Below are 25,658 nucleotides of genomic sequence, written 5' to 3'. Positions count from 1 at the left end.
CCGCTGTGCAGCCCTTTCGCGGCACAAGGCCGCTCCTACATGGGCACGCGGTAGGCCATAAAAAGAAAAGCCCCGGCATCGCTGCCGGGGCTTTCTTTTACCTCAATACTCCGCTCAGGACGGAATCACCGCCGCCTGCCCGCTCATCGCCAGGTCGACCAGCTCGCGGTTGGCCACCGCGTACATCGCATAGTCGGTACTCGTGGCGTTGCGCAGGTCGTCGAGCATGGCGCGCCAGCGCTCGACCATCACCTTGTGCTGCTCATTCCACAGGGCCACGCGGGCGTCCATGTCGTCCGGCGCATCGGCCATCTGCAGCACGGAGATGGTGATCGCGCGCTGCTGCAGGTCGATATCGTCACGGAACGCCTCGCGGGCCAGGGCCTGCCAGTTGTTCTCCACCGGCAGATTGCTGATTTCCTGCAGGTACCAGGTCAGGTCCAACGAGCTGCCCACGGCGAAGAACGCCTTGGCCACCTGGGCCGGGTCATGGCCGGTGACATCCGAGGCCTCGATGATCGGCAGCAAGGTATACAGGTGCGTGGTACCTGCAACCATACGCGCCAGCAACTCCGGTACGCCGGCCTCGACGAAGCCCTGGTAGCGCTGCTGCCAACGCTCGCGGGTCGGGCCTTCGAGCAGTTCGTCGAGCTTCAGGCCCAACTGCGCGATCTTCGGCCCGAAGTGCGCCACGTCACGGCCTGCATCCTGCTCGTTGCGACGGCTGCGCAGGAACCAGCGAGTGGCACGACGGCCCAGGCGCATCAGCTCGTCCATCAGGGTCAGCTGGATCTCGGCCGGGACCTGGTAGTCCAGGGCCTCGATCTGGCGGAACCAGTGCGGCAGATGGAAGATGTCACGCACGATCACATAGGCACCGGCGACGTTCGCCGGGCTCATGCCGGTGGACTCCTTCAGGCGCTGCACGAAGGTGATGCCCATGTTGTTGACCAGGTCGTTGGCGATCTGGTTGCTGACGATCTCGCGCTTGAGGCGGTGACGGCGCATGGCCTCGGCGAACTTGCTGACCAGCGACGGCGGGAAGGCGTTCTCCATGTCGCGGGTCAGGTAGTCGTCGTCCGGCACCAGCGACTTGAGCAGCTGCTCCTTGAGGTCGATCTTGCTGTAGGAGATCAGCACCGACAGTTCGGCGCGGGTCAGGCCCTGGCCTGCGGCCAGGCGCTCGGCCAGCTGCTCCTCGGACGGCAGGAACTCGATGGCCCGGTCCAGCTTGCCACGGGCTTCGAGGTCCGCCATCAGGCGCTTGTACTCGGCGATGCGCTCGAGGGCACGGCGCGCCGCCAGGGACAAGGCCTGGGTCTGTTTGTAGTTGTTGCCCAACACCAGCGAGGCGACTTCGTCGGTCATGCTGCCCAGCAGCTGGTTGCGCTGCTTCTCGGTCATGTCGCCGCCCTGCACCACTTCGTTGAGCAGGATCTTGATGTTGACCTCGTGGTCGGAGCAGTCCACGCCGCCGGCGTTGTCGATGAAGTCGGTATTGGTCGCACCGCCATTGAGGCCGAACTCGACCCGGCCAAGCTGGGTCATGCCCAGGTTGCCGCCCTCGCCCACCACCTTGCAGCGCAGCTCGTTGCCGTTGACCCGCAGGGCATCGTTGGCCTTGTCGCCGACATCGGCGTGGCTTTCGCTGCTGGCCTTGACGTAGGTGCCGATACCCCCGTTCCACAGCAGGTCCACCGGCGCCTGCAGCAGGGCATGCAGCAGCTCGGTGGGCGTCAGGCGGTCGGCCTCGATGGCGAAGCGTTCCTTCATCTGCGGGCTGATGGCGATGCTCTTGGCACTGCGCGGGAAGATCCCGCCGCCCTCGGACATGATGCTGGTGTCGTAGTCGCTCCAGGCCGAACGCGGCAGCTCGAACAGGCGCTTGCGCTCGGCGAAGCTGGTGGCCGGGTCCGGGTTGGGGTCGATGAAGATGTGCAGATGGTTGAACGCGGCCACCAGCTTGAGCTTGTCGGACATCAGCAGGCCGTTGCCGAACACGTCGCCGGCCATGTCGCCGATGCCGACCACGGTGATCGGGTCTTCCTGCACGTTGATGCCGCGCTCACGGAAGTGACGCTGCACGCCCACCCAGGCGCCACGGGCGGTGATGCCCATTTTCTTGTGGTCGTAGCCAGCCGAACCGCCCGAGGCGAAGGCATCGCCCAGCCAGAAGCCGTAGTCGATGGCGATGCCGTTGGCGATGTCGGAGAAGGTCGCGGTGCCCTTGTCGGCCGCCACCACCAGGTAGGGGTCGTCGTCATCGTGGCGCACCACGTTGGCCGGCGGCACCACGCCACCGTCCTTGAGGTTGTCGGTGATATCCAGCAGGCCGGAGATGAAGATGCGGTAGCAGGCGATGCCCTCGGCCTGGATCTCGTCGCGGCTGCCGCCCAGCGGCAGGCGGCGCGGCAGGAAGCCACCCTTGGCACCGACCGGCACGATCACCGAGTTCTTCACCTGCTGGGCCTTGACCAGGCCGAGCACTTCGGTGCGGAAGTCCTCCTCGCGGTCCGACCAGCGCAGGCCGCCGCGGGCCACGTTGCCGAAGCGCAGGTGCACGCCCTCGACCCGTGGCGAATAGACGAAGATCTCGAACTTGGGCACCGGCTTGGGCAGCTCGGGAATCAGCTTGGGGTTGAACTTGAAGCTGAAGTACGGCTTGTTCTGCCCGTTGGCATCCGGCTGGTAGAAGTTGGTGCGCAGGGTGGCCTTGATCAGGTCCAGGTAGCGACGCAGGATGCGGTCTTCGTTGAGCACCTGAACCTCGTCCAGGGCACTGAGGATCGCTTGCTCCAGGCGCTGCTGCTTGTCGTCCAGGTCGTCGACCGTGAGCTTGCGCGCCAGGTAGAAGCGGGTCTTGAACAGCCGAGTCAGCTCGCGGGCGATATCGGTGTGGTTGTTCAGGGTACTGGCGATGTAGCCCAGGTCGAAGCCCAGGCGGATCTGCTTGAGGTAGCGGGCATAGGCGCGCAGCAGCGCCACGTCGCGCCATGGCAGGCCGGCGGTCAGCACCAGGCGGTTGAAGGCGTCGTTCTCGGCGTCGCCTTTGACGATATGGACGAAGGCGTCCTGCAGGATGTCGTTGAGCTGCTGGATATCCAGGTCCAGGCCTTCGCTGTAGGTGAAGGCGAAGTCGTGGATCCAGAACTCACGGCCCGAGGCGTGGCGCAGGCGATACGGGAACTCACCCAGCACGCGCAGGCCGAGGTTTTCCAGGATCGGCAGCACGTCCGACAGCGCCAGCGGCGTATCGGCGTGGTACAGCTTGCAGTGCAACTGGCGCTCGGCCAACTGGGTCAGCGGCTGGTAGAAGCTCATCGCCAGCGGCTTGTTCTCGGACAGTGCCAGCACATGTTGCATGTCGACCACCGCCGAATGCGCCGCGAAACGCTCGCGGTAGCCGGCCGGGAAGCCTTTGGGGAAGTCGGCCAGGATGTTGGTGCCCTGGGCTTCACCGAAGTTTTCCACCACCAACGCCGAGTAGTCGTCCTGCCAGGAGCGGCAGGCCTGGATCACTTCGTTTTCCAGTTGCTGGGGGTCGATGTCGATGCGGTTCTTCGGGTCGACGCGCAGGATCAGCTGCACCCGTGCCAGGACGGATTCGGAGAAGAAGGTCCAGAACTCGCAGTCGCTGGCCTTCAGGCGCTCCATCAGCACCTGCTGGATCTTCTGGCGCACCTCGGTGGAGTAGATTTCACGCGGCACGTAGGCCAGGCAGTAGCAGAAGCGGCCGTATGGGTCCTTGCGCAGGAACACGCGGATCTTGTTGCGTTCCTGGATCTGCACGATCGCCATGACCGTGGTGAACAGCTCGTCGATCGGGGTCTGGAACAGGTCGTCGCGCGGCAGCACTTCCAGTACCTGGGCCAGCTCCTTGCCCAGGTGGGCCTTGGGATCGAAGTGCGAGCGGCGCTCCACCTCGGCCACCTTGCCCCGGATGTACGGGATGGTGCGCACGCTCTCGCCGTACACCGAGGAGGTGTACAGGCCCATGAAGCGGCATTCCTTGACCACTTTGCCGTCGGCGTCGATCTGGCGGATCGACACGTAATCCGGGTAGGCCGGGCGGTGTACGCGGCTCGGTTGCGAGGCCTTGGCGAACGACAGCAGCTCGGGTTCGCGCAGGTAGGTGACGGCGTAGTCCTCGATGCGCAGGTCGTCGGCGCCCAGCCCCGCCCGCAGCAGGCGGGTCAGGCCCAGGAACGAGCCTTCGTCATAGGCCAGATGGCCACCGCCGGCATCGGACTCGACCACGAACTCTTCATAGCCGAGGAAGGTGAAATGGTTGTCCAGCAGCCACGACAGGAAGCTCTTCACCTCGGCCTTGTCGTGTTGTGCCGGGCCGAACGCGGTCTGCTCCACCAATTCCACCAGGTCACGGACCTTGGCCTTCATCGGTTCGAAGTCGGCCACCGCGACGCGCACCTCGGCCAGCACCTGCTCCAGCTCCTTGCTCAGGGTGGTCAGCTCGGCGGCGCTGGCACAGCGGTCGATCTCCAGGTACATCAGCGATTCATGCTGGACGCCTTCGCCCTGGGTGCCCTTGGGCAGCAGCTCGACCAGCTCGCCCTTGGCCCCACGGCGCACGCTGAGCACCGTGGTCTGCAGGGTGTGGATGCTGTAGCCGCGGCGGTTGAGTTCGGTGCGCACCGAATCGACCAGGAACGGCAGGTCGTGGTGCAGCACTTCGACCACGGTGTGGGTCGACTGCCAGCCGTGGCGTTCGTAGTCGGGGTTGTAGACCCGTACCTGCGGGTACTCGGGGTCGAAGCGCTCGATGATGCGCCAGGCAGAGAGGGTGCAGCCGGCCAGGTCGGAAAGCCTGCGCTGGGTGAGTTCGTCCAGAGAGATGATGCCGAAGAACTGTTCGGCGAACAGCGCCACTTGTGGCAGTGCCTGTTCGCTGATGTGCTGCGCCAGGGCCGCTTGCAGTTGATGCTGAAAGTCGGCTTTGCTGGCTGCGGTGAAGAACGCCATCTGTGGTACTCCGCTTGGGCTTGTTATTTGGTGAAGCGTCGCGTGCGTCCGCCGTACACGAATCAACGATAGCCAACCCGTGGCGACTGGACGGTGAAAACCAGGCGTCGGACGCCATTTCGCGTCCATCCGTTCATGGATGAGCACCTGCAAAGACGACTGCCGCCCTCGGGCTGTGGCTTTACGGGTGTCCATCGACTGGGCAGCTTAACGACTGAGTGGTCACCAGGGCTTGCAGCGCTGCGACAATTTCGGTCAAGGGCCGGTAACTTTACGTTTATGTAAGCGGGCAAGGCTGTCAGAATTCCCCTTTCATACCTTCGACCCGAGCCAGCCATGCAATTGAAAACCGCCCTGCTCTTCGCCACGCCCTGCGACGAAGAAGAAGACAACATGGCGACCCTGTGCTGCCACAGCGACAAGGGCCAGATGTTCCTGCTCACTCGTTACCCGGACGAAGACACCGTGGACCTGACCCTGGACGACGAGCCATCGACGCTCGACGGCCTGAAGGTGACGCTCAGTGCCACGCGGCTACTGATCGAAGTGGCGGCCAGCGACCGGGATGCCCTCAAGGGCTCCGAACAGTTGGAGATCGTGCTGACCTCGGCAGGTACCGACCTCGAGGAGGTCGAGCTGACCTTGCGCAACATCCTCGACGGTACCGGGACTTTCGTTTCCGAGCTCTGAAGCCGACCCGCCCCCTTTGTAGGAGCGGCCTTGTGCCGCGAAAGGGGCGCGCAGCGCCCCCGGCCATCCATGCGTCTATACGCAGAACCTAGTGTGGTGTTTTGCAAATACGACCAATAACTCGCGAGCGATTTTTGCGCTCAGGCAAGGCGTCGCGACGAGTCGTAGCCCAGCTACGGCGAGGAGCGACAACGCCGCATGTGCGCAAAAAGCGCCGCGAGTTATGGTCGTTATTTGTGAAACACCACACTAGGGCCGCGTTGCGACCCTTTCGCGGCACAAGGCCGCTCCTACAGCCCCCCTCGATAACGCCAGATCATTGACAGACCGCCCCCGGCACAGGCATTGTCTGACAACCTGATCAATAGGCAATCATTCCCAATGCTAGAGCTCCAGCGCCCCGACACCCTGGTCGAACGGGTTGTCAGCGCCATCCGCGCAGAGATCGATTCCGGCCGCCTGGCTGCCGAATCGCGCCTGCCCACCGAACAGCAACTGGCCGAACAGCTGAACGTCAGCCGCTCGGTCGTGCGCGAGGCGGTGGCGCAGCTCAAGGCCGATGGCGTGCTCATCGCCCGGCGTGGGCTCGGCTCGTACATTTCGCAAACCCCCAGCGGCACCGTGTTCCGTTTCCCCGGCAGCAACGGGCGCAAGCCGGACCTGGCGCAGATGTTCGAAATGCGCCTGTGGATCGAGACCCAGGCTGCGGCCATCGCCGCCCGCCGTCGCGACGACGCGGACCTGGCGCGCATGGGCCAAGCCCTGCAGGCGATGCTCGACAAGCGTAGCGACCTGGCCAGCGCCTCCGCCGCCGACGTGGCCTTCCACCGGGCCATCGCCGAAGCCAGCAAGAACGACTATTTCGTGGCCTTCCACGATTTTCTCGGCGGCCAGCTGGCGGCCGCGCGGCGTAGCGCCTGGGAAAACTCCGCCACCGCTTCGGTGGGCGGCTCGGCCGATGCCAACCGCGAACACCAGGCGCTGTACCAGGCCATCGCCGACGGCGACCGCCTGGCGGCTGCAGCGTGCGCCGAAGCGCACCTGCGGGCCTCGGCACGGCGCCTGAAAATCGACCTGCCCGAACTCGACTGACACCGGAGCCACACGCAATGGCCTGGGAGCCTTTCACACGCCCTACTTAGTCTGACAACCTGATAAGCAGATCCACCGACAAGAAATCCAAGGTACCCCTGCATGACCTACGACTACTGCATCATCGGCGGCGGCATCGTCGGCCTCGCCACCGCCATGGCCCTGCTCGAGCAGCGCCCCGGCGCATCGCTGCTGATCCTCGAGAAGGAAACCATCCTCGGTCGTCACCAAACCGGCCACAACAGCGGCGTGATCCACGCGGGCATCTACTACGCCCCGGGCAGCCTCAAGGCCGACCTGTGCAAGCGCGGCGCCCAGGCCACCAAAGACTTCTGCACCGAGCACGGCATTGCCTTCGAGGTCTGCGGCAAGTTGCTGGTCGCCTCCAACGACCTGGAAATGCAGCGTATGCAGGCGCTGCACGAGCGCTCCCGGCAGAACGGGCTGAAGGTCGAACGCCTGGACGCCACCGAGCTCAAGCGCCGCGAGCCCAATATCGTCGGCAAGGGAGCCCTGTTCCTCGATGCAACTGGCATCGTCGACTACAAGCAGGTGTGCGACGCCATGGCCCGTGTCATCCAGAAGGCCGGTGGCGAAGTGCGCATGGCCACCACGGTGCGGGCGATCAAGGAACACGGCGAGCATGTCGAAGTCAGCAGTGACGGCCAGAGCTGGTGCGCCCGCCAACTGGTCGCCTGTGCAGGCCTGCAGTCCGACCGTCTGGCGCGCCTGGCCGGGGTGAAGATCGACCACCAGATCATCCCCTTCCGTGGCGAGTACTACCGGCTGCCGCCGAGCAAGAACCAGATCGTCAACCACCTGATCTACCCGATCCCCGATCCGGACCTGCCGTTCCTTGGCGTGCACCTGACGCGGATGATCGACGGCAGCGTCACCGTTGGCCCCAACGCCGTGCTCGGCCTGGGCCGGGAGAACTACCGCAAGTTCTCGGTGAACTGGCGGGACGTTGCCGAATACGCACGCTTCCCCGGCTTCTGGAAGACCCTCTGGAACAACCTCGGCTCCGGCACCACCGAGATGAAGAACTCGCTGTTCAAGCGCGGCTACCTGGAACAGTGCCGCAAGTACTGTCCCCAGCTCGAGGTCCAGGACCTGCTGCCCTACGAGGCCGGCATTCGCGCCCAGGCGGTGATGCGCGACGGCACCCTAGTGCACGATTTCCTGTTCGCCGAGACCCCGCGCATGGTGCATGTCTGCAATGCCCCATCACCGGCGGCGACCTCAGCCATTCCCATCGGCCAGATGATCGCCGAAAGGATCCTCAAGGCCCGCTGAACCTGCTGCACACCCAACTACAAAGACAATAAGGAACCTCAGATGTCGGTATATGAGGCGGCCCCGGCCGCGCCCGAAACCCCGGAACAGCAACGCAAGCGCCTGCGCAAGGTGGCCGCGGCGACCATTTTCGGCTCGATGCTGGAGTGGTACGACTTCTACCTGTACGCCACCATGGCGGCGATCGTCTTCTCGAAGATCTTCTTCGACGCCAGCAACCCGGCAGTGGCCTCGCTGCTAGCCTTCTCCACCTTTGCCATCGGCTTCATCGCCCGCCCCTTCGGCGGCGTGCTGTTCGGCTACCTGGGCGACCGGTTCGGCCGCAAGCAGGTGCTGGTGATCACCTTCTGCATGATGGGCGTGTGCACCGCGTTGATCGGCCTGATTCCCAGCTACGCCAGCATCGGCATCTGGGCGCCGATCATCCTGGTGGTGATCCGTATCATCCAGGGCCTGGGTGCCGGCGCCGAACTGTCGGGCGCAGCCGTCACCTCCTACGAGCATGCCAGCGAAGGCAAGCGCGGCAGCCAGGGCGCCTGGCCGGCGCTGGGGCTGAACCTGGGTCTGCTGCTGTCGTCGCTGACGGTGTACCTGCTGACCATGAACGGCAACGAATTCCTCCTGGCCGGCGGCTGGCGCATCCCGTTCATCGCCAGCATCGCCCTGGTGGGCATTGGCTTGTGGGTGCGCAAGAGCATCCCCGAGACGCCGGACTTCAAGGAACTCGACCAGGCCAAGGACAAGCCGCAGGTCTCGCCGCTCAAGCTGCTGTTCAAGCACGACCTCAAGGGCCTGGCCGTGGTGTTCTTCGTGGCCGTGGGCTACAACGCCCTGAGCTATATCTTCAAGACCTTCTCCCTGGCCTACCTGACCCAGTTCAAGGGCGTCGAAGCCCATGTCACCTCGCTGTCGGTGACCCTGGCCAGCCTGGTGGCGATCTTCGCCGTGCCGTTCTTCGGCTGGTTGTGCGACCGCTGGAGCAGCAAGCATGTGCTGATGCTCGGTGGCCTGCTGTCGGCGTTGTTCGCCTTCCCATTCCTGAAGCTGTTGGAAACCGGCGAGCCGACGCTGATCTACATCGCCATCGCCATCGGCACCGGCCTGCTCGCCCCGATGATGTTCGCCCCCCAAGGCTCGTTCCTCAGCCGCCAGTTCCCGACCCAGACCCGCTCCTCGGGCTTCGGCACCGGCCGCGAGATCGGCACGGCCGTGGCCGGTGGCCTGGCCCCGCTGGGCGGCCTGGCATTGGTGGCTGGCTCGGCGACCCACTCCACCGATGGCGTGGCGTTGATCCTGGCGGTTTCCGGTGTGCTGGTGGTGGTCTTTGCGCTGCTGGACCAGGGGCGTAGGCATTCGACCTCGAAGAACTAGCAGAAGGTTCTGAGGACGCAACGCCGCTCCAAGAAGCAGGCATACGCGCCCCTGTAGGAGCGGCCTTGCGCCGCGAAAGGGCTGCACAGTGGCCCCGGCTCGGCTCGAATCATCCATTGCCGTGCATCGACCGCCCGCCCTCCGCCGGCCGGTCGATGTACAACACATCCAGTTCACTGTTGCGCAGCCCCTTCAGCGCATTCCAATGCGCCGAAGCATGGATATAGCGCGCCTCCAGCAATTGCCTTTGCTCCACGGTCAACCCCGGCTCAGCGCTGCGCCCCAGGGCGAAGTCATGCAGCTTGTCGCTGATCCCCAGCAGCTCCGGCGGCAACCAGAACGCCGCCGCATCGTCATCCACCTCGGCAAACGGCACCCGTGCCCGCACCGCCAGTTCACGCATGATGCGCAGGTACACCCGCGACAAGTGCCCACGTACCTCCCGCTCGCGGTGTATCGCCGCATAGACCCGTTTGTACGGTTCATCCCGGGGGTCGCTTCGTTCGACCGGCTCCTCCCAGGTCAAGACCCGGGGCGCAGGCGCTGGCGTATGAGCATGGTCCCTGGCCAATTGTGCGGCGGTCAGGACGTAGGCCTGGGTCTGCTCCACAGGCGTGCGCACCGGCACCAGGTTCGAGCGCGGCTTGCTGAGCAGCATCTGCTCAATCATGCATTCCAGGTACCCCCCGCCAATATCCGAATGGCAGCCTGGCACGACGATGTCGTTGTCACTGCGCACCAGCGGGAAGTTGTGCCGGTGCTCGTCAGCGGCCACCAGTTGCACCACCTTGCGCGCCGCACCTGCGGCCAGCCCCAGCTGCAGCCCGGCATAGCGGTCGTTGGCCGGGCTGAAATTGCCTTTGAGCGGCTCGACGATCGCTGCCACGGTGTCGAACAGGCCGATGAAGTTGATGACCGGCCCGGCCTGCCAGTCGAACCCCTCGCCCAGCACGCCGGTCCGCGCCAGCAGGCTATCGCCCCCTTTGCCCAGGTCATTGGCCAGGTGCCTGGCCGCCGCCGCGCCACGGCTGAAGCCGAACAGGTCGAATTCCAGCGTCGCAACCTGCGCCTGGGGGCGGCTGCCCAGCCAGGCACGTATTTGCCCGGCGATCGCCTGGGCGGCCTGCGCGACACGGGCCTCGACGCCGCTGCGGCCTAGGCCAGTTGCCTGGGCGAATGCTGAATCGTCCTTGCCCGCCCAGGTGCCGATCCCCTCGATATAGCACCTGAAATACACCGTGGAAGCGCCATCGCTGGCCTGCGGGTACAAATCATGGAGCAGCGCCACGTTGCTGGGAGCATTGCCGTAGCTGCCCAGGCGGCCGTCCACCGCCTCACCGGGCGCAACGCTGTTGCCTTGGTTGTTGCCGGTCCCGTCGAAGAAAACGCCGATCCGCAAGGTGATCGGGCCAGTCGGCTGTGGTAGGTCCATCGGTGCTTTCCGCTGTTCGAAAATGAACAATGAAGGCGCAAACCGCTGGCGTGGAAAATCAGCAGATTACAGAGGTGGACAGGCAGATGGCACTGTGCCTGTCGAGAAATTTCCACGCCGCCATTGGTCGGCATGGGCCCGGATGGATTAAAGTATCAGCCCTTGCCCGGACGCTGCGGTACACGCATCGCCGGCCCATTTCCAGGAACCGTCGACGATGGAACACCGTGAGGCGCTGATCGCGCTGCGCACCTTTCTTTCCTCTCAGATCCTTGGCCAGGAGAAACTGGTCGAACGCCTGCTGATCGTATTGCTGGCCGACGGCCACATGCTGGTCGAAGGCGCGCCTGGCCTGGCCAAGACCAAGGCCATCAAGGAACTGGCCGAGGGGATCGAGGCGCAGTTCCACCGCATCCAGTTCACCCCCGACCTGCTCCCGGCCGACATCACCGGCACCGAGATCTACCGCCCGGAAACCGGCAGCTTCGTGTTCCAGCAAGGCCCGATCTTCCACAACCTGGTGCTGGCCGATGAAATCAACCGCGCCCCAGCCAAGGTCCAGTCGGCGCTGCTCGAAGCCATGGCCGAGCGCCAGGTCAGCGTCGGGCGCAGCACCTACGAGCTGTCGCCGCTGTTCCTGGTCATGGCCACCCAGAACCCGATCGAGCAGGAAGGCACCTACCCCTTGCCCGAAGCCCAGCTCGACCGCTTCCTGATGCACGTGAAGATCGGTTTCCCGGATGCCGCAGTGGAACGTCGCATCCTCCAGCAGGCCCGCGGCGAAGCCCTGGGCGGCGAGGCCAAGCCGGAACGGCGGGTCAGCCAGCAGGCGATCTTCGCCGCGCGCAAGGAAATCCTCGGTCTGTACATGGCCGATGCCGTGGAGGAATACCTGGTGCAACTGGTCATGGCCACCCGCACGCCGGCCAAGTTCGATGCCGAGCTGGCCGACTGGATCGCCTACGGCGCCAGCCCACGCGGCTCGATCGCCCTGGACCGCTGCGCACGGGCCCATGCCTGGCTGGCCGGGCGCGACTTCGTCAGCCCCGAGGACATCCAGGCGGTGCTGTTCGACGTGCTGCGCCACCGCGTCATCCTTTCGTTCGAGGCGGAAGCGGCGGGGATCGACCAGGACCGGGTGGTCCAGCGCATCCTCGACGTTGTCGCCGTCGCCTGATTCCATGCCCACCGCGTACCTGGCCGAACCCGGCATCCGCATTGGCCTGGCCGAGCTGATCGACATGCGCCACCGCGTGCGCGAGATCCAGCTGTTCTCCCGGCCCGGCCAGCGCAGCCCGCTGGTCGGCCTGCACCATTCCAAGCTGCGCGGGCGCGGCGTGGACTTCGACCAGGTACGCGTCTACCAGGCCGGCGATGATGTGCGCAACATCGACTGGCGCGTCACCGCGCGGACCCAGGAGCCTCATACCAAGCTGTTCCACGAAGAGCGCGAGCGGCCGATCTTCATCCTGGTCGAGCAGAGCCAGCGCCTGTTCTTCGGTTCCGGGCTGATGTTCAAGTCGGTGCTGGCCGCCCAGGCGGCGGCCCTGTTCGGCTGGGCCGCGCTGGGGCATAACGACCGCATCGGCGGCCTGGTGTTCGGCGATAACGAGCACCACGAGATCAAGCCACGGCGCAGCAAGCAGAGCCTGCTGCAACTGCTCAACCGCCTGGCCAAGGTCAACCAGGCATTGCACACCGAGGCCCTGCCCCAGGCCGACAGCCTGGCCCTGGCCCTGCGCCGCGCCCGCGAGGTGCTGCGCCCTGGCAGCCTGGCCATCATCATCTGCGACGAACGTGCCCTGAGCCCCGGCGTGGAGCAGCACCTGAGCATGCTCTCGCGCCACTGCGACGTGCTGCTGATGCCGGTGTCCGACCCGCTCGACCATGCCCTGCCCGCCGCCGGCCTGCTGCGCTTCGCCCAACGCGGCGCGCAGCTGGAACTCGACACACTCGACGCCAACCTGCGCCAGGCCTATCGCCAGCAGGCCGAGGCGCGCATCGAGCGCTGGGAGCTGCTGGCACAGAAGCTACGGGTATTGATGATGCCCCTGAGCACCCAGAGCGAAATGATCGAACAGCTGCGCGAGTACCTCAACGCCCAGCGGCCCGGGAGCACGCAATGAACCCGCTGGACCAGCTGCAACCGCTGATCGCCCCGCCGGCGGTCAGCCTGTGGCCGCCCGCGCCCGGCTGGTGGGTGCTGCTCGCCCTGCTGCCGCTGCTGGCCTGGGGGCTATGGCGGGTTCGCCATTGGCGCCCGACCAAGCGCCCGATCGTACGCGCCGAGCTGCCTCTGGACCCAGTGCGCGTGGAAGCGCTGGCCGAACTTGCCCGCCTGCCGCGCCCGTACGACGGCGCGCCGGCCGGCGCCTGGCTGCAGCAGATCAACGCGCTGCTCAAGCGCCTGTGCCGCAACCACTACCCCGGTGCCAACAGCCATACCCTCAACGGCCGGCAATGGCTGGCGTTTCTCGACAACCGCTGCCCGGCCGCCGGCCTGACCCGTTGGATGGTGCTGGTCGAAGGTGCCTACAAGCCCGAGTGCAAGCTCGACGACAAGGCCATCGCCGGGCTTGCCCAGGCGGTCGAAACCTGGATCCGCAAGCATGTTTGAGTTGGCCTGGCCGTGGATTTTTCTGCTGTTGCCGCTGCCCTGGCTCGCGCGGCTGGTGCTGCCCGCCGCCGACAGCGGCGAGCCGGTACTCAAGGTAGGCTTTCTCGATGAGCTCGAAGGCCTGGCCGGACGCCGGGCGCGGCTGAACCTGCCGACCTGGCGCCAGCAGGCGCCGTTCGTGGTCATCTGGGTGCTGCTACTGCTGGCTGCCGCGCGCCCACAATGGCTGGGCGACCCCGTACCGGTGGCGGCCAGTGGCCGCGACCTGCTGGTGGCGGTGGACGTGTCCGGCTCCATGGACTTCCCCGACATGCAGTGGAAGGACGACGAAATCAGCCGCCTGGACCTGGTCAAGGCGCTGCTCGGCGACTTTCTCCAGGACCGCGAAGGCGACCGAGTCGGCCTGATCCTGTTCGGCAGCGAGGCCTACCTGCAGGCCCCGCTGACGTTCGACCGGCGCACCGTACGCACCTTCCTCGACGAAGCGCAGATCGGCATCGCCGGCAAGAACACCGCCATCGGCGACGCCATTGGCCTGGCGGTCAAGCGCTTGCGCCAACGCCCGGCCCAGAGCCGCGTGCTGGTGCTGGTCACCGACGGCGCCAACAACGGCGGGCAGATCCACCCGCTGACCGCCGCCCGCCTGGCTGCCCAGGAAGGCGTGCGCATCTACACCATCGGCATCGGCGCCAACCCCGAGGCCAGCGGCACCCCCGGCCTGCTCGGTCTGAACCCGAGCCTGGACCTGGACGAAGCCTCGCTCAAGGAGATCGCCGAACTGACCCACGGCACCTATTTCCGCGCCCACAACGGCGCCGAACTGGACGCCATCGGCGATGCCCTCGACCAGCTGGAGCCGGTGGCCCAGCAACCGACCCAGGCGCGCACCGCCAAGGCCCTGTACGCCTGGCCGCTGGCCCTGGCGCTGCTGTTGAGCGTATTGCTGGTGGTGGCCGTGCAATGGCCGGACAACCTGCTCCAGCGCCTACTGCGCCGGCCACGCTTCCTGCAGCCGCACCCGGAATGGCGCCAGCGCCTCAAGCGCCTGCGCCTGAGGAGGCGGCGATGATCGAACTCTGGCCACAATGGCTGCGCCCGCTCTGGCTGTTGGTGGTGCCCCTGCTCGGCTGGCTGCTGTTCAAGCTGTGGCATCGGCGCAAGCGTGCCGGGCGCTGGCAGATGATCCTGCCGCCGCAATTCCATGCCGTGCTGCTCGGCGGCGGCAAGGGCCAGGCCAGCAAGCTGCCCTGGGTAGCCCTGGGCCTGGCCTGGCTGCTGGTGGTCCTGGCCCTGCTCGGCCCCAGTTGGCAACGCCTCGAAGAAACCCGCCAGCGCCCTGCCGACCCGCTGGTGATCCTGCTCGAGCTGACCCCGCAGATGCTCGCCGAGGACAGCGCGCCCAACCGCCTGGAACAGGCCCGGCGCAAGGTCCTGGACCTGCTCGAGCACCGCCGCGACAGCCAGACTGCCCTGGTAGTGTATGCCGGCAGCGCACATACCCTGGTGCCGCTGTCCGACGACCTGGGCACCACGCGCAACCTGCTCGAGGCCGTCGACCCGTCGATCATGCCGCAACCCGGCCAGCGCGCGGACCTCGCCGTACAGAAAGGCCTGGCCCTGCTGGCCCAGAGCGGCCTGGGCCAGGGTCGCCTGCTGCTGATCGGCTCCTCCCTGAACGAGCAGGAACGCACCGGTATCCTCAAGGCCCTCGGCCGCCAGGGCCCGAGCTTGTTGATGCTGGGGGTCGGCAGCGCCGAAGGCGCCCCCGTGCGTCAGGCCAACGGTGAGTTCCTCAAGGATGAGCAAGGCGGCATCCTTGTGCCGCGCCTGGACGGCGCCAGCCTCAAGGCCTTCATCAACGGCACCGGCGGACGCTATCGCCATGCCCGTATCGACGACCTGGACCTGCGTGGCCTGGGCCTGTTCGACACCCCCCGCGCCCTGCGCAACGACGGTCAGACAATGCAGCTCGACAGCTGGGCCGACCAGGGCCACTGGCTGCTGCTGCCCCTGCTGTTGCTGGCAGCCTGCGCCGGTCGGCGTGGCTGGTTGTTCTGCCTGCCCTTGCTGCTGGCCTTGCCACAACCGAGCCAGGCCTTCGAATTCAACGACCTGTGGCTGCGCCCTGACCAACAAGGCCAGCGTCTATTGGAGCGACAACGCCCCACCGAGGCCGCCCGGCACTTCCAGGACCCACAATGGCGCGGCGTGGCGCTGTACCAGGCCGGCGACTACGAAGGCGCCGCGCGGGCCTTCGCCCAGGGCAGTAATGCCGCGGCCCATTACAATCGGGGCAACGCCCTGGCCCGCGCCGGCGAACTGGAGGCCGCGCTGGATGCCTACGAACAAGCCCTGGAACGCCAACCCGACCTGCAACCAGCACTGGACAACCAGGCCTTGGTCCAGCAATTGTTGCAACAACGCCAGGCCAAGGCCGAGGAACAACCGGCCGACAGCGATGCCCAAGGCACGCCCGGCAACGAGACCGAAGGCAACAGCAGCTCGGCGGCCAACCCGGCCCAGGGCACACCTGGCAGCGAAGAACAGGGCGCCGCCGAAGAACCCGGCGAAGGCGCCAGCAACGAGCAGGCCCAGGGCGGCAACCAGCCCGGCGCTGACGATGGGGTGACCCAGCCACCGCAGCGGCCGGCTTCCACCAGCCTGGATGCCGAACAGCGCCAGGCGCTGGAGCAATGGTTGCGGGAGATTCCCGACAACCCCGCCCAGCTGCTACGGCGCAAATTCTGGTATGAACAGCAATTGCATCAGGACAACCCACGATGAGTCGCCTCGGCGTCTTCCTACTCAGCCTGTTGTGGCTTCTCCAGGCCCAGGCGCAACCGACCTTGCAGGCCAGCGTCGACCGCACGCGCCTGCAGGCCGGCGAAACCCTGGAACTGACCCTGGAAAGCCAGGATGTCACGCAGTTCGGCAAGCCCGATCTGCGCGCCCTGGAAGGCGACTTCGAAGTGCGCGGCACGCGCCAGCTCAACAGCCTGCACACCCTGGACGGCGAGACCCGCGCCAGCACCCGCTGGATCATCACCCTGCTGCCGCGGCGCAGCGGCAGCCTGCGCATCCCTGAACTGCAGCTAGGCCGCTCGCAGAGCCAGGCCATCGAGCTGCAGGTGTTGCAGGCCGACGCCAGCCGCCCGGAACGCGCCGCCCAGGTGTTCATCGAGGCCACCCTCGACCGCCAGGACGTCTATGTCCAGGCCCAGGCCGTGCTGACCCTGCGCATCTACCATTCGGTGCCGCTGTACGACGACAGCAGCCTGAGCCCCCTGCAGCTGGACAACGCCAAGGTCGAGCCGCTGGGCGAGTCGCGCACCTATGAAAAGGAAATCGACGGGGTCCGCCACGGGGTGATCGAGACCCGCTATGCGCTCTACCCGCAACAAAGCGGCAGCCTCGATATCCCGGCACTGACCTTCACCGCCACCGCCGCCGACAGCGGTGTGCAGCCAGCCGGCACGCCCCGAGTCGGCCGCCAGGTTCAGGTCAGCTCGCTGCCGCTGCACCTTGGCGTGCGGCCGATCCCCAGCGCCTGGCCAACCGACCAGCCCTGGCTGCCGGCCCGCAGCCTGAGCCTGGAAGAACACTGGAACCCAGAACCCAACGGCCAGCCCACGCAGATCGGCGACTCCCTGACCCGCAGCATCACCCTGCGCGCCGAAGGGCTGTCCAGCACCCAGCTGCCTCAATTACCGGCCACCGAAATCCATGGCCTGCGCCGCTACCCCGACCAGCCGCTGCTGCGCAACGAGATCAACGAACGCGGCATGACCGCCAACCGTGAAGAACGCGAGGCGCTGGTCCCCACCCATAGCGGCGACCTGGCCCTGCCAGCCCTGGACGTCACCTGGTGGAACACCCGCGAAGATCATCTGGAACACAGCAGCCTGCCGGCACGCACCCTGACCGTGCAGGACAACCCGGCCCTCAGCGGCGAAACGCCGGTCAGCGACACCAGCAGCGGCACGGCCCTGCTCTGGCCGTGGCAATTGGCGACGGTGCTGCTGGCCCTGACCTCCGTGCTGGGTTTTGCCCTGTGGTGGCGCGCACGCTCGCAACCGGCCATCTTGCGCGCCGCACAGAGCGGGCCAAGCCCACGCACCCTGCTGGACGACCTCAAGCGCGCCTGCCAGGCCAACGACCCCCAGGCCACCCGCCAGGCCTTGGATGCCTGGGCGCGCCAGCAACCGGAAACCCTCGCCGAGATGGCCGCCCGTTTCGTGCCGTTGTCGGACGCGCTGGATGGATTGAACGGGGCGCTGTACAGCGAGAGCGGTCAGTATTGGCAGGGTGAGGACTTGTGGAGAGCGATCGGCACGATTCCGCCGGCGGAGCAGGTGTTGTTGCCGGCGGGTGAAAGCACAAGCTTACCCCCGCTCTACCCGAAGTGAGGCTTGAAACAGAGCACGCCTGAAATCCCCAAGCCTCCAGCGGCCCCAAGCAATCGATGGCGGGGCCGACCAACCCGGCTTAAATCATCCGCTGGCCCTCGAACGGGTTCCAGCCCTGCTGACCCGTTGTCTGCTTCAGGTAATACGCGCGGTGGGTGAGGAAGCTGTAAAGGAACGCAAAGTGAGCTTGCCCTGAGTCCGGTAGACCTCGCGGTGCAGGTCGTCGCGCTCCGTGTCGCTGATGGCTTGGCTATCCAGGTTCAGCTGGAAAAACGCATAGAGACAGTATCGCGCCCCTAAGAATTTTGCGTGAAAAATCAAAACGTTAACTTACTTTTCTTTGCAGAGCGCAACGGTTTCCATGCAATTAATAACCCAGCAGCCCCAAGCTCGGCATTAACATATTCCAAGTCCTCCTCCTTGACCTCCCACACCCACATCCTATTTAAGCTTGGCTTTAACAGCCCACGCCGCTTTTCGCTAAGAATCCAGTCCTGCAACTTGCCATCCCCTACCTGTAGATTGAGGTGCGCCTCATTTATAACGTTTAGCGGATACACCATCCTCAACATTTTATTTTTGTACCGTTCCGCCCCTTTAAACCTCCCTCCTGTTTCCTTATTGAATAGTATTGGATTTTCGTAATCGTACACACTAATCAGATTTTCCCCGCCAGCATAATAAAAGCCTTCCGAGACATCGTCTACCGAATAAAATATTGCGTACCTAAACTCGCTCAACTCGCCCAACTCCTCGACAAACTCTAAAAATTTATCTCTTCCAAAATGTTGGTCTAGGCATTGCGCATCGAAATGATAAAAACCTCCGAAATCGGTTGTCGTGTATCCGAATGAGGCATCCCAGAGATTACTGCTCTCGCTTGTACAATAAAGCCTGAACGATGTTGCCCTACCAGCTTCAATTTCACCTTTTAGTTCAACCCGTGAAACTTCGATAAAGTCAATATCCTCGTCAGCTCTATCCTCACGATATCGATAATATCCTGAAGCTGTTACATCAAGCTTTATAACCCGAAAAAAAAGCAATCCGATTTCGTATGCCAATTTAGCAGAAATCTCTTCAATCCCGTAAACCGCCATTGCTTTAGCTGCGCCCATAGCATTCCACCTATATACTACCGATCAGATTATCCAAGGCACTCTTTACTTTCGAGGCATCATAAGGATGTTTCAATACAACAATACTTCCCTGCCCGATGCTCGGCAAATTATTCATTGCCGTCTGATTCCGCACAGTTAATAATGGCAATTTCCTTCCCATATCAGTTTTAGACGCAAGCTCTATGGCGTGCACCCTTCCAGATTTATCAATAGCCATGATATCAGGTCGTCGCCCTGATACTCCTTTACCGTTGGCGAAGCTATATGATCTATTCAAATAGATTTCTTTGAACTTCCCGCTCATGGCCAGCTTATTAGCGATAACCTCAGAGAACTGGTTGTGGCCAGGCGTACCATCTTTCTGGCCCTTTCCGAATATCTTGGCTTCATTAACTTCCCGCATTGAGCACGGGGAAAGTCCCAGAGGATCAACCCATGTTATCGGGCTGGGCACATAAGCATATATATTGCTTCCACCTTCTAATCCTATAGGATCCTGTGTAACAAATCGCCCGACCCCCGGATCGTAATACCTAAATAAGTTATAATATAGGTCAATCTCCAAGTCGAAATACTGCCCTTGGAAGCGCAAATTCTGCTCAACCATATTGACGGCTAATTGATGAATCTCTCCCCATGAGCGATACGTCGCCTGCCAAACGATCTCACCGTCGCTATCCGTCAGCTCCAGCGGCGTACCGATCTGGTCGGTATGGAAATAGTAGACCTTCTGCCCTTTCCCTTCGATGCGATCGACACGTGCCAAGGGCGCATAGCTTCCCGGCTCGTACAAGTACAAGATGTTCTGCCCCGGCGTCTCCTCACGCAGCATCCGCAACCCTTGCCAGAGGAAGCGTTTCTGCTCGACCTCGCCGTTGATTTCCGACTGCTTCGCTACCCGCCGTCCCAAGCTGTCATAACGGTAGTGCCCGATACTCTCCAGCTTGCCATTGACCAATGTCTCGGCACGTACCAGCCGGTTTTCGCAGTCATAGGCAAAATACTGCAGCGTGCTGTGCCCCGAGCGCTTCTCGATCAAATTGCCCCAGGGGTCGTAGCTATACTCCTGGTCCCGCCACTGTTTGATCCGGTTGTCCTTGACCTTGGCGAACTGGCGGGCGTTGAAGTCCAGGCGGTTGGCCGCCGCGTCGTAACGAAACTCTTCGCTACCTATCAGCGAGCCGGTATCGCGGCTGCGTAATTGGCCGTTGGCTTCGTATTCGTATTTGACCTCGCCGCGTAGCTTGTCGAGCGTACGTACCAGTTCACCCGCAGGGTCGTACTGATAACGGCGGTGGATCGGGTTGTAGGCATGCTCCACCAGCAGCGAGGTATTGATGCCGGTGTTGTGCACTTGCGAGAGCTTGTCGGCTGGCAAGGTCGAGGCGAATTGCCAGGCCTTGCGCCCCATGGCGTCATAACCGAAGCAACTGGTGAGCTTGCCCTGAGTCCGATACACCTCGCGGTGCAGGTCATCGCGCTCCATGTCGCTGATCACCTGACCATCCAGGTTCAGCTGATGCAGGTGCCCGCTGCCGTAGTACAGGTGGTTGACCTTGCGGCCGTCCGGCAATGTTAGGGTGGTCAGATTGCTGAGTGGATCGTACTCGTAGCCGAGTGTGCCGGCGGGCGTGATTTCTTTCGTCAGCCGGCCGAGCAGATCGTAGGCGTACTCCAGCTTTTCGTCGCCGATCCCAAGCTGCTTGCCGATCCCGGTCGGTTGCCGCTCGATGCTCAGCAACCGGTCGCCGTCGTCGTACGCGAAGGTCTGGCTCGCATCGCGGTTGATCTTGGCGACCAACCGGCCAATGGTGTCACGCTCGAACAGCGTGTGCCGTTCCGGGCGTTCGGCGTTTTCGCCATAGCCAATCTCATCCAGTCGGGTGAGATGACCTCCGACGTTGTAGCTGAAGCGACGCGTCAGGTTGTCCACCCGTACTTCTTCGACCAAGCGGTCCGACGCATCATAGGCAAAGCTGTAGGTCGCGTTGTTCTCGTTGACCAACGCGGTCAGGCGAATGGCTTTGTCGTACTCGTAGCGAATTCGCTGGCCCTTGGCATCCTGGCGGCTGCTGGGCAAACCCCGGGCCGTGCGCAGCAGGCGGGTGGTCTGGCCCTTGCCGTCGGTGTGTGCGATTACCTGGCCGAGGGTGTTGTAGGTGAAGGTTTCCGAGGTACCGTCCGGGTGGGTGATCTTCAGCACCTCACCGTCCGGCTTGCGCTCCAGCGTGGTGGTCTGGTTCAGCGCGTCGGTGACGGCGACCAGGTGCTGGCGCTCGTCGTAGCGGTAGTAGGTGCTCTTGCCCGAACAGTCCTCGAAGCGTTCGACCTGGGCGTAGGCGTTCCACCACAGGTACTTGGATTTGAAGTTCGCATCGATGATGGTGTGCGGCAGGCCATCTTCGCCGTTGAGGTATTCGGTTTTGTTGCCTAGCGGGTCGATCTCGGCGACCAGGTTGCCCTTGTCGTCATAGCGGGACTTCCACAGGCTGCCATCCGGGAAACGCGTTTCAGTCACCAGTGGCGTCGCGAAGTGGTGCTTGTAGGTGATCTTGCGGCCCAGCGGGTCGGTTTCTGGTCCAGTGCTTGACCACGCGCGGTTTACCGTCCCAGGTTTACCAGTGATATTTATAAGCCAGTTTTAGACATTAGAATTAAGAGGGGCTGCGCAGCCCTCTTAAAATAGACATTTTTTAAGATCTTTAATGATATGTGGCGCCCCCAAGAACAACGCTCGACAGCCTGCGCCCTTAACACCTTTCTTTAGGCAACCGAGTTCGAGCTAGGCGGAAACCAAAGTCAAACTAAGCCAAAGTAGCACTCAATGAAATCATTGAAGTTTCGCCACTGAGGGGACGAGTTCCCAGACTTGAAGTCCTCAAGACTTTTTCCAAGGGAGAGTTCTACTACCTCTCCCGTCTTAGAGTTATAAAAATATCCACTTTCGCCCTCGAAACTATCCAAGGGAATATACTCAGCACGCAACCCGAGCGTATGATGAGTCCGCTGCAAAGCTAAATCAAAATTAGTATTCCTAGAAAACCAACAAAGCTGGTAAAGCTCATGACCGTTCGATAAAAAAGTCGAACCGTCTTCAGCATGCAAATAAAACTCTGCACAATCTGAATGAAGATCAACACCCAGCTTCAACAATTCGACTTCGTAGTCTGAACTAGCGTCATCGTACCACCACCCCTCTCGACGACAATAATCCTTAACTTTATTAGACAGCATAAATCACCCGCAATTCAATTTGTTTGATCGAATACTTTTCTCAATCCGAGCTCTTGACATCCAATAACTTCTAAAATTTTTTAAATAGCCCAAAAAAATTAAACCTCAGAGAAATCACCCCCAGGGCGCATAAATAAAATTCTCATCAATCTTTTCGAATTCCAACCCAGCTAAGTTCTGTTCGAGGCAGTGAGCTCTAAAGACAGACGAGCAAACAATTTGCTTCAACTCTTCGCAATAAAATAAGTCATCTGAAACATCGGCTCTTGGAACAAATTTATCAATGCGATCATAGACTGGAATAATATTTTCACGCTCGTCAACTTGGCGTAGTAACCCCTCATCCATAAGCGTATACATAGAGCTTTCAATATCCAGGAGCGAATACCTGCTAAGAACTAAGAATAAATTATATTCCCCATCTGGCTTCATGCCGCCACGAAGAGTAACTTTGAGGGGGATCGAAATAAACCTACATCGATATTTTTTGCAAAAATCAACGAATTTCGAAGATGCGATATACTGCTCAAAAATCACATCTACATCAAATGCATCCAGGCCTATTTCAAGCTCATACGAATCACAAAAAATACGTAACTCCGGATTTTCAACAACTTGATTAAACTCAGGTAGCTGCGGCCTCCAAACCTCGTCAAAAAAAAGTGGAACACCGTCAATTTCAGCCGCACTAACAACATAAAATTCTTTCATGAGCCCTCACAATAATCTACCCGTAACGGAATCCACTTCAAACAGCCCATTTTTAAGACCAGATCTTGCCCAGTCCTGGATGTTTTTTATACCCAAAACTAGTTGAGTGTCGCTTAGCTGCGGGGCCAACTTATTTAGCTCTATCAATTTTTTACCAACCGCAGCCGTATAAAGATCATGATTAGTCCAGTGCCCTGGCAAATCTATAAACTGTACATTCTTTTTATCCGGCAAGAAGATGCCGTTTGAGGCGCCATCCCCATCAAATCCAATCCCTTTTAATCTTTTGAACATGGAGCTAAAAATTGGTTTGTTCATCAATTGCTCAGGTATCAGATGGTGATTCCCCATTCCATCTGCGGCCCTATGCCCCATATTTCTCCCAAGCTTTGTGGAACACCATCCGAGCGGATCTATTTCTTGAACAGGACTAGCTGTGTAAGAATAGCTGTTTATTCCACCTGCTAAGCCAATTGGATCCTGAGTAACAAAGCGTCCTACCTCAGGATCATAGTACCTAAAGGTATTGTAATGTAGGCCCGTCTCTTCGTCTGAGTACTGTCCTTGGAAGCGCAGATTCTGCTCGATTTTATTGACGGTTAGCTCTTCAATCGTCCCCCACGAACGATACGTCGCCTGCCAAACGATCCCACCTTCGCTATCCGTCAGCTCCAGCGGCGTGCCGATCTGATCAGTATGGAAGTAGTAGACCTTCTGCCCTTCTCCCTCGACCTGATCGACACGTGCCAAGGGCGCGTAACTCCCCGGCTCATAGAAATACAGAATACTCTGCCTCGGCGTCTCCTCACGCAACATCCGCAGCCCTTGCCAGAGGAAGCGTTTCTGCTCGACCTCGCCGTTGATTTCCGACTGCTTCGCAACCCGCCGCCCCAAGCTGTCATAACGGTAGTGCCCGGTGCTTTCCAGCTTGCCATTGACCGTTGTTTCCGCCCGCACCAACCGGTTCTCGCAGTCATAGACAAAGTGCTGCAGCTTGCTATGCCCCGAGCGCTTCTCGATCAGGTTGCCCCAGGGGTCGTAGCTATACTCCTGGTCCCGCCACTGCTTGATCCGGTTGTCCTTGACCTTGGCGAACTGGCGGGCGTTGAAGTCCAACCGGTTGGCCGCCGCGTCGTAACGAAACTCCTCGCTACCTATCAGCGAGCCGGTATCGCGGCTGCGTAATTGGCCGTTGGCTTCGTATTCGTATTTAACCTCGCCGCGTAGCTTGTCGAGGGTACGTACCAGTTCGCCTGCAGGGTCGTACTGGTAACGGCGGTGGATCGGGTTGTAGGCATGCTCCACCAGCAGCGAGGTATTGATGCCGGTGTTGTGCACTTGCGAGAGCTTGTCGGCTGGCAAGCTCGAGGCGAATTGCCAGGCCTTGCGCCCCATCGCATCGTAACCAAAGCAACTGGTGAGCTTGCCCTGGGTCCGGTAGACCTCACGGTGCAGGTCATCACGCTCCATGTCGCTGATCACCTGGCCGTCCAGGTTCAGCTGGTGCAGGTGCCCGCTGCCGTAGTACAGATGGTTGACTTTGCGGCCATCCGGCAGGGTCAATGTGGTCAGGTTGCTGAGCGGGTCGTATTCATAACGGAGCGCGCCGGCGGGCGTGACTTCCTGTGTTAACCGGCCGAGCAGATCGTAGGCGTACTCCAGCTTCTCTTCCGTGATCCCAAGCTGCTTGCCGATCCCGGTCGGTTGCCGCTCGATGCTCAGCAACCGGTCGCCGTCGTCGTACGCGAAGGTCTGGCTCGCATCGCGGTTGATCTTGGCGACCAACCGGCCAATGCTGTCACGCTCGAACAGCGTGTGCCGTTCCGGGCGTTCGGCATTTTCGCCGTAGCCAATCTCATCCAGTCGGGTGAGATGACCTCCGACGTTGTAGCTGAAACGCCGGAAAACAAGCCAAACCATTAGCGACAAACTAACAGCACGCCAAAATCAAACCTTAAATCAAATGTAGGTTTTTTGCCACCTTCCACCACTCTGCAGCTCTCGACTGGCAATCATGAACACACCGTCAGTCAAAGAAAGAGTCAAGCGAAACAAAGAGGCCAAGCCCTTGGTTTTCTTGATGACAACTGACACTCTCTTTTCACTAACCCCAACAATCTCAATTTGATCACTTCCTTCGTCATATTCAGGATGTCTACCGCAAACCAAATTCCCTACTCGATCATAGTTCCTCCCCCCCTTCAGTACGTATTTATTGAAGATATCCAAAAGCTCATTACGCATAACTTCCTCAATATCCGACCCAAGCAAGTCATCATCAAAACCCTCGACATTTTTCTTATAACAATCCGCCTCCCAACCATGCATCTCACTCATAAAGCCTTTCAATACCAATATACACTCATCGCTCAAATTAGTTACTGAATACTTTACCATCGACGATTTCCCCATTCCTGAATCATTGTAAATAACTTTAGTTGGCCTCGTATTTGATTTCGCCGCGCAGCCTGTCCAGCATGCGCACCAATTCACCCGCCGGGTCGTACTGATAACGGCGGTGGATCGGATTGTAGGCATGCTCCACTAGCAGCGAGGTATTGATGCCGGTGTTGTGCACTTGCGAGAGCTTGTCGGCCGGCAAGGTCGAGGCAAACTGCCAGGCCTTGCGCCCCATCGCATCGTAGCCAAAGCAACTGGTGAGCTGGGGCCGGTAGACCTAGCATTCACTATTTACAAATATATAGTTT

General features: G+C 61.6%; 16 protein-coding genes and 3 pseudogenes. 10 read left to right on the top strand and 9 right to left on the bottom strand.

Translation table 11 applies throughout. The features are described 5' to 3' along the window. Positions 1-114: 114 nt before the first annotated feature. On the bottom strand, positions 115-4,980 hold the full coding sequence (locus K8374_RS07215) for an NAD-glutamate dehydrogenase (RefSeq protein WP_224458464.1): 4,866 nt from the start codon (positions 4,978-4,980) through the stop codon (positions 115-117). Positions 4,981-5,316: 336 nt separating this feature from the next. Here K8374_RS07215 and K8374_RS07210 point away from each other — a divergent pair, with 336 nt between their 5' ends. The 4 genes from K8374_RS07210 (at position 5,317) to K8374_RS07195 (ending at position 9,429) form a co-directional block, all read left to right on the top strand. Continuing rightward, positions 5,317-5,670 (top strand): hypothetical protein, encoded by a 354-nt coding sequence (locus K8374_RS07210; protein WP_084855097.1) that lies wholly within the window; start codon positions 5,317-5,319, stop codon positions 5,668-5,670. A 381-nt stretch (positions 5,671-6,051) separates the two neighbouring features. After that, the gene (locus tag K8374_RS07205) at positions 6,052-6,762 is read left to right on the top strand and encodes a FadR/GntR family transcriptional regulator (protein WP_224458463.1); all 711 of its coding nucleotides are present in this window, start codon (positions 6,052-6,054) and stop codon (positions 6,760-6,762) included. Positions 6,763-6,864: 102 nt separating this feature from the next. After that, positions 6,865-8,058 (top strand): L-2-hydroxyglutarate oxidase, encoded by a 1,194-nt coding sequence (lhgO, locus tag K8374_RS07200; protein WP_224458462.1) that lies wholly within the window; start codon positions 6,865-6,867, stop codon positions 8,056-8,058. A gap of 42 nt (positions 8,059-8,100) precedes the next feature. Further along, positions 8,101-9,429 carry an MFS transporter gene (locus tag K8374_RS07195; RefSeq protein WP_084855094.1) on the top strand — a complete coding sequence of 443 codons (1,329 nt, stop codon included), beginning with the start codon at positions 8,101-8,103 and terminating at the stop codon, positions 9,427-9,429. A gap of 109 nt (positions 9,430-9,538) precedes the next feature. Here K8374_RS07195 and K8374_RS07190 read toward each other — a convergent pair whose 3' ends face one another. Then, on the bottom strand, positions 9,539-10,861 hold the full coding sequence (locus K8374_RS07190) for a T6SS phospholipase effector Tle1-like catalytic domain-containing protein (protein ID WP_224458461.1): 1,323 nt from the start codon (positions 10,859-10,861) through the stop codon (positions 9,539-9,541). 217 nt (positions 10,862-11,078) lie between these two features. On the opposite strand from K8374_RS07190, the gene K8374_RS07185 reads away from it, so the two are divergent. From K8374_RS07185 to K8374_RS07160, 6 genes are read left to right on the top strand one after another with little or no spacing between them, the layout of a single operon-like run. Continuing rightward, entirely contained in the window at positions 11,079-12,038 is a 960-nt protein-coding gene (locus tag K8374_RS07185; protein WP_084855092.1) for an AAA family ATPase, read from the top strand. A 4-nt stretch (positions 12,039-12,042) separates the two neighbouring features. After that, positions 12,043-12,987 (top strand): DUF58 domain-containing protein, encoded by a 945-nt coding sequence (locus K8374_RS07180; RefSeq protein WP_196146037.1) that lies wholly within the window; start codon positions 12,043-12,045, stop codon positions 12,985-12,987. Then, positions 12,984-13,478, top strand: coding sequence for a DUF4381 domain-containing protein (locus K8374_RS07175; RefSeq protein WP_224458460.1), 495 nt, complete (start codon positions 12,984-12,986; stop codon positions 13,476-13,478). Before K8374_RS07180 ends, K8374_RS07175 begins: the two co-directional genes overlap by 4 nt. Next, positions 13,471-14,547 (top strand): vWA domain-containing protein, encoded by a 1,077-nt coding sequence (locus K8374_RS07170; protein WP_224458459.1) that lies wholly within the window; start codon positions 13,471-13,473, stop codon positions 14,545-14,547. Before K8374_RS07175 ends, K8374_RS07170 begins: the two co-directional genes overlap by 8 nt. Further along, entirely contained in the window at positions 14,544-16,262 is a 1,719-nt protein-coding gene (locus tag K8374_RS07165; protein WP_224458458.1) for a tetratricopeptide repeat protein, read from the top strand. The genes K8374_RS07170 and K8374_RS07165 overlap by 4 nt, the downstream gene beginning before the upstream one ends. After that, positions 16,259-17,884 carry a BatD family protein gene (locus K8374_RS07160; protein ID WP_224458457.1) on the top strand — a complete coding sequence of 542 codons (1,626 nt, stop codon included), beginning with the start codon at positions 16,259-16,261 and terminating at the stop codon, positions 17,882-17,884. The genes K8374_RS07165 and K8374_RS07160 overlap by 4 nt, the downstream gene beginning before the upstream one ends. Before the next feature lie 317 nt (positions 17,885-18,201). Here the strand turns inward: K8374_RS07160 and K8374_RS07155 are convergent, their stop codons facing one another. The 7 genes and pseudogenes from K8374_RS07155 to K8374_RS07125 form a co-directional block, all read right to left on the bottom strand. After that, positions 18,202-19,002 (bottom strand): hypothetical protein, encoded by an 801-nt coding sequence (locus tag K8374_RS07155; protein WP_224458456.1) that lies wholly within the window; start codon positions 19,000-19,002, stop codon positions 18,202-18,204. Between the two features lie 10 nt (positions 19,003-19,012). Then, a pseudogene (locus K8374_RS07150) lies at positions 19,013-21,580 on the bottom strand (RHS repeat-associated core domain-containing protein); the annotation flags it as partial. 224 nt (positions 21,581-21,804) lie between these two features. After that, on the bottom strand, positions 21,805-22,239 hold the full coding sequence (locus K8374_RS07145) for a hypothetical protein (protein ID WP_224458455.1): 435 nt from the start codon (positions 22,237-22,239) through the stop codon (positions 21,805-21,807). Between the two features lie 114 nt (positions 22,240-22,353). Next, positions 22,354-22,950 carry a hypothetical protein gene (locus K8374_RS07140; RefSeq protein WP_224458454.1) on the bottom strand — a complete coding sequence of 199 codons (597 nt, stop codon included), beginning with the start codon at positions 22,948-22,950 and terminating at the stop codon, positions 22,354-22,356. A gap of 6 nt (positions 22,951-22,956) precedes the next feature. Beyond that, positions 22,957-24,852, bottom strand: a pseudogene (locus K8374_RS07135) (RHS repeat-associated core domain-containing protein); the annotation flags it as partial. A 57-nt stretch (positions 24,853-24,909) separates the two neighbouring features. Then, entirely contained in the window at positions 24,910-25,347 is a 438-nt protein-coding gene (locus tag K8374_RS07130; protein ID WP_224458453.1) for an NTF2 fold immunity protein, read from the bottom strand. Positions 25,348-25,393: 46 nt separating this feature from the next. Next, positions 25,394-25,627: pseudogene (locus K8374_RS07125) on the bottom strand (sugar-binding protein); the annotation flags it as partial. Positions 25,628-25,658: the final 31 nt, after the last annotated feature.

It is taken from the genome of Pseudomonas sp. p1(2021b) (assembly GCF_020151015.1).
GTDB lineage: Bacteria > Pseudomonadota > Gammaproteobacteria > Pseudomonadales > Pseudomonadaceae > Aquipseudomonas > Aquipseudomonas putida_K.
The sequence above is the reverse complement of the archived record's forward strand: the minus strand, read 5'-3'. Positions and strand labels throughout refer to the sequence as shown.

Excerpts from the sequence above, each read along its gene's own strand:
- K8374_RS07185 (WP_084855092.1), top strand. The coding sequence starts at position 11,079 with ATGGAACACCGTGAGGCGCTGATCGCGCTGCGCACCTTTCTTTCCTCT.
- K8374_RS07210 (WP_084855097.1), top strand. The coding sequence starts at position 5,317 with ATGCAATTGAAAACCGCCCTGCTCTTCGCCACGCCCTGCGACGAAGAA.
- K8374_RS07155 (WP_224458456.1), bottom strand. The coding sequence starts at position 19,002 with ATGGGCGCAGCTAAAGCAATGGCGGTTTACGGGATTGAAGAGATTTCT.
- K8374_RS07170 (WP_224458459.1), top strand. The coding sequence starts at position 13,471 with ATGTTTGAGTTGGCCTGGCCGTGGATTTTTCTGCTGTTGCCGCTGCCC.
- K8374_RS07130 (WP_224458453.1), bottom strand. The coding sequence starts at position 25,347 with ATGGTAAAGTATTCAGTAACTAATTTGAGCGATGAGTGTATATTGGTA.
- K8374_RS07195 (WP_084855094.1), top strand. The coding sequence starts at position 8,101 with ATGTCGGTATATGAGGCGGCCCCGGCCGCGCCCGAAACCCCGGAACAG.
- K8374_RS07140 (WP_224458454.1), bottom strand. The coding sequence starts at position 22,950 with ATGAAAGAATTTTATGTTGTTAGTGCGGCTGAAATTGACGGTGTTCCA.
- K8374_RS07205 (WP_224458463.1), top strand. The coding sequence starts at position 6,052 with ATGCTAGAGCTCCAGCGCCCCGACACCCTGGTCGAACGGGTTGTCAGC.
- K8374_RS07160 (WP_224458457.1), top strand. The coding sequence starts at position 16,259 with ATGAGTCGCCTCGGCGTCTTCCTACTCAGCCTGTTGTGGCTTCTCCAG.
- K8374_RS07180 (WP_196146037.1), top strand. The coding sequence starts at position 12,043 with ATGCCCACCGCGTACCTGGCCGAACCCGGCATCCGCATTGGCCTGGCC.
- K8374_RS07190 (WP_224458461.1), bottom strand. The coding sequence starts at position 10,861 with ATGGACCTACCACAGCCGACTGGCCCGATCACCTTGCGGATCGGCGTT.
- K8374_RS07145 (WP_224458455.1), bottom strand. The coding sequence starts at position 22,239 with ATGCTGTCTAATAAAGTTAAGGATTATTGTCGTCGAGAGGGGTGGTGG.
- lhgO (WP_224458462.1), top strand. The coding sequence starts at position 6,865 with ATGACCTACGACTACTGCATCATCGGCGGCGGCATCGTCGGCCTCGCC.
- K8374_RS07175 (WP_224458460.1), top strand. The coding sequence starts at position 12,984 with ATGAACCCGCTGGACCAGCTGCAACCGCTGATCGCCCCGCCGGCGGTC.
- K8374_RS07165 (WP_224458458.1), top strand. The coding sequence starts at position 14,544 with ATGATCGAACTCTGGCCACAATGGCTGCGCCCGCTCTGGCTGTTGGTG.
- K8374_RS07215 (WP_224458464.1), bottom strand. The coding sequence starts at position 4,980 with ATGGCGTTCTTCACCGCAGCCAGCAAAGCCGACTTTCAGCATCAACTG.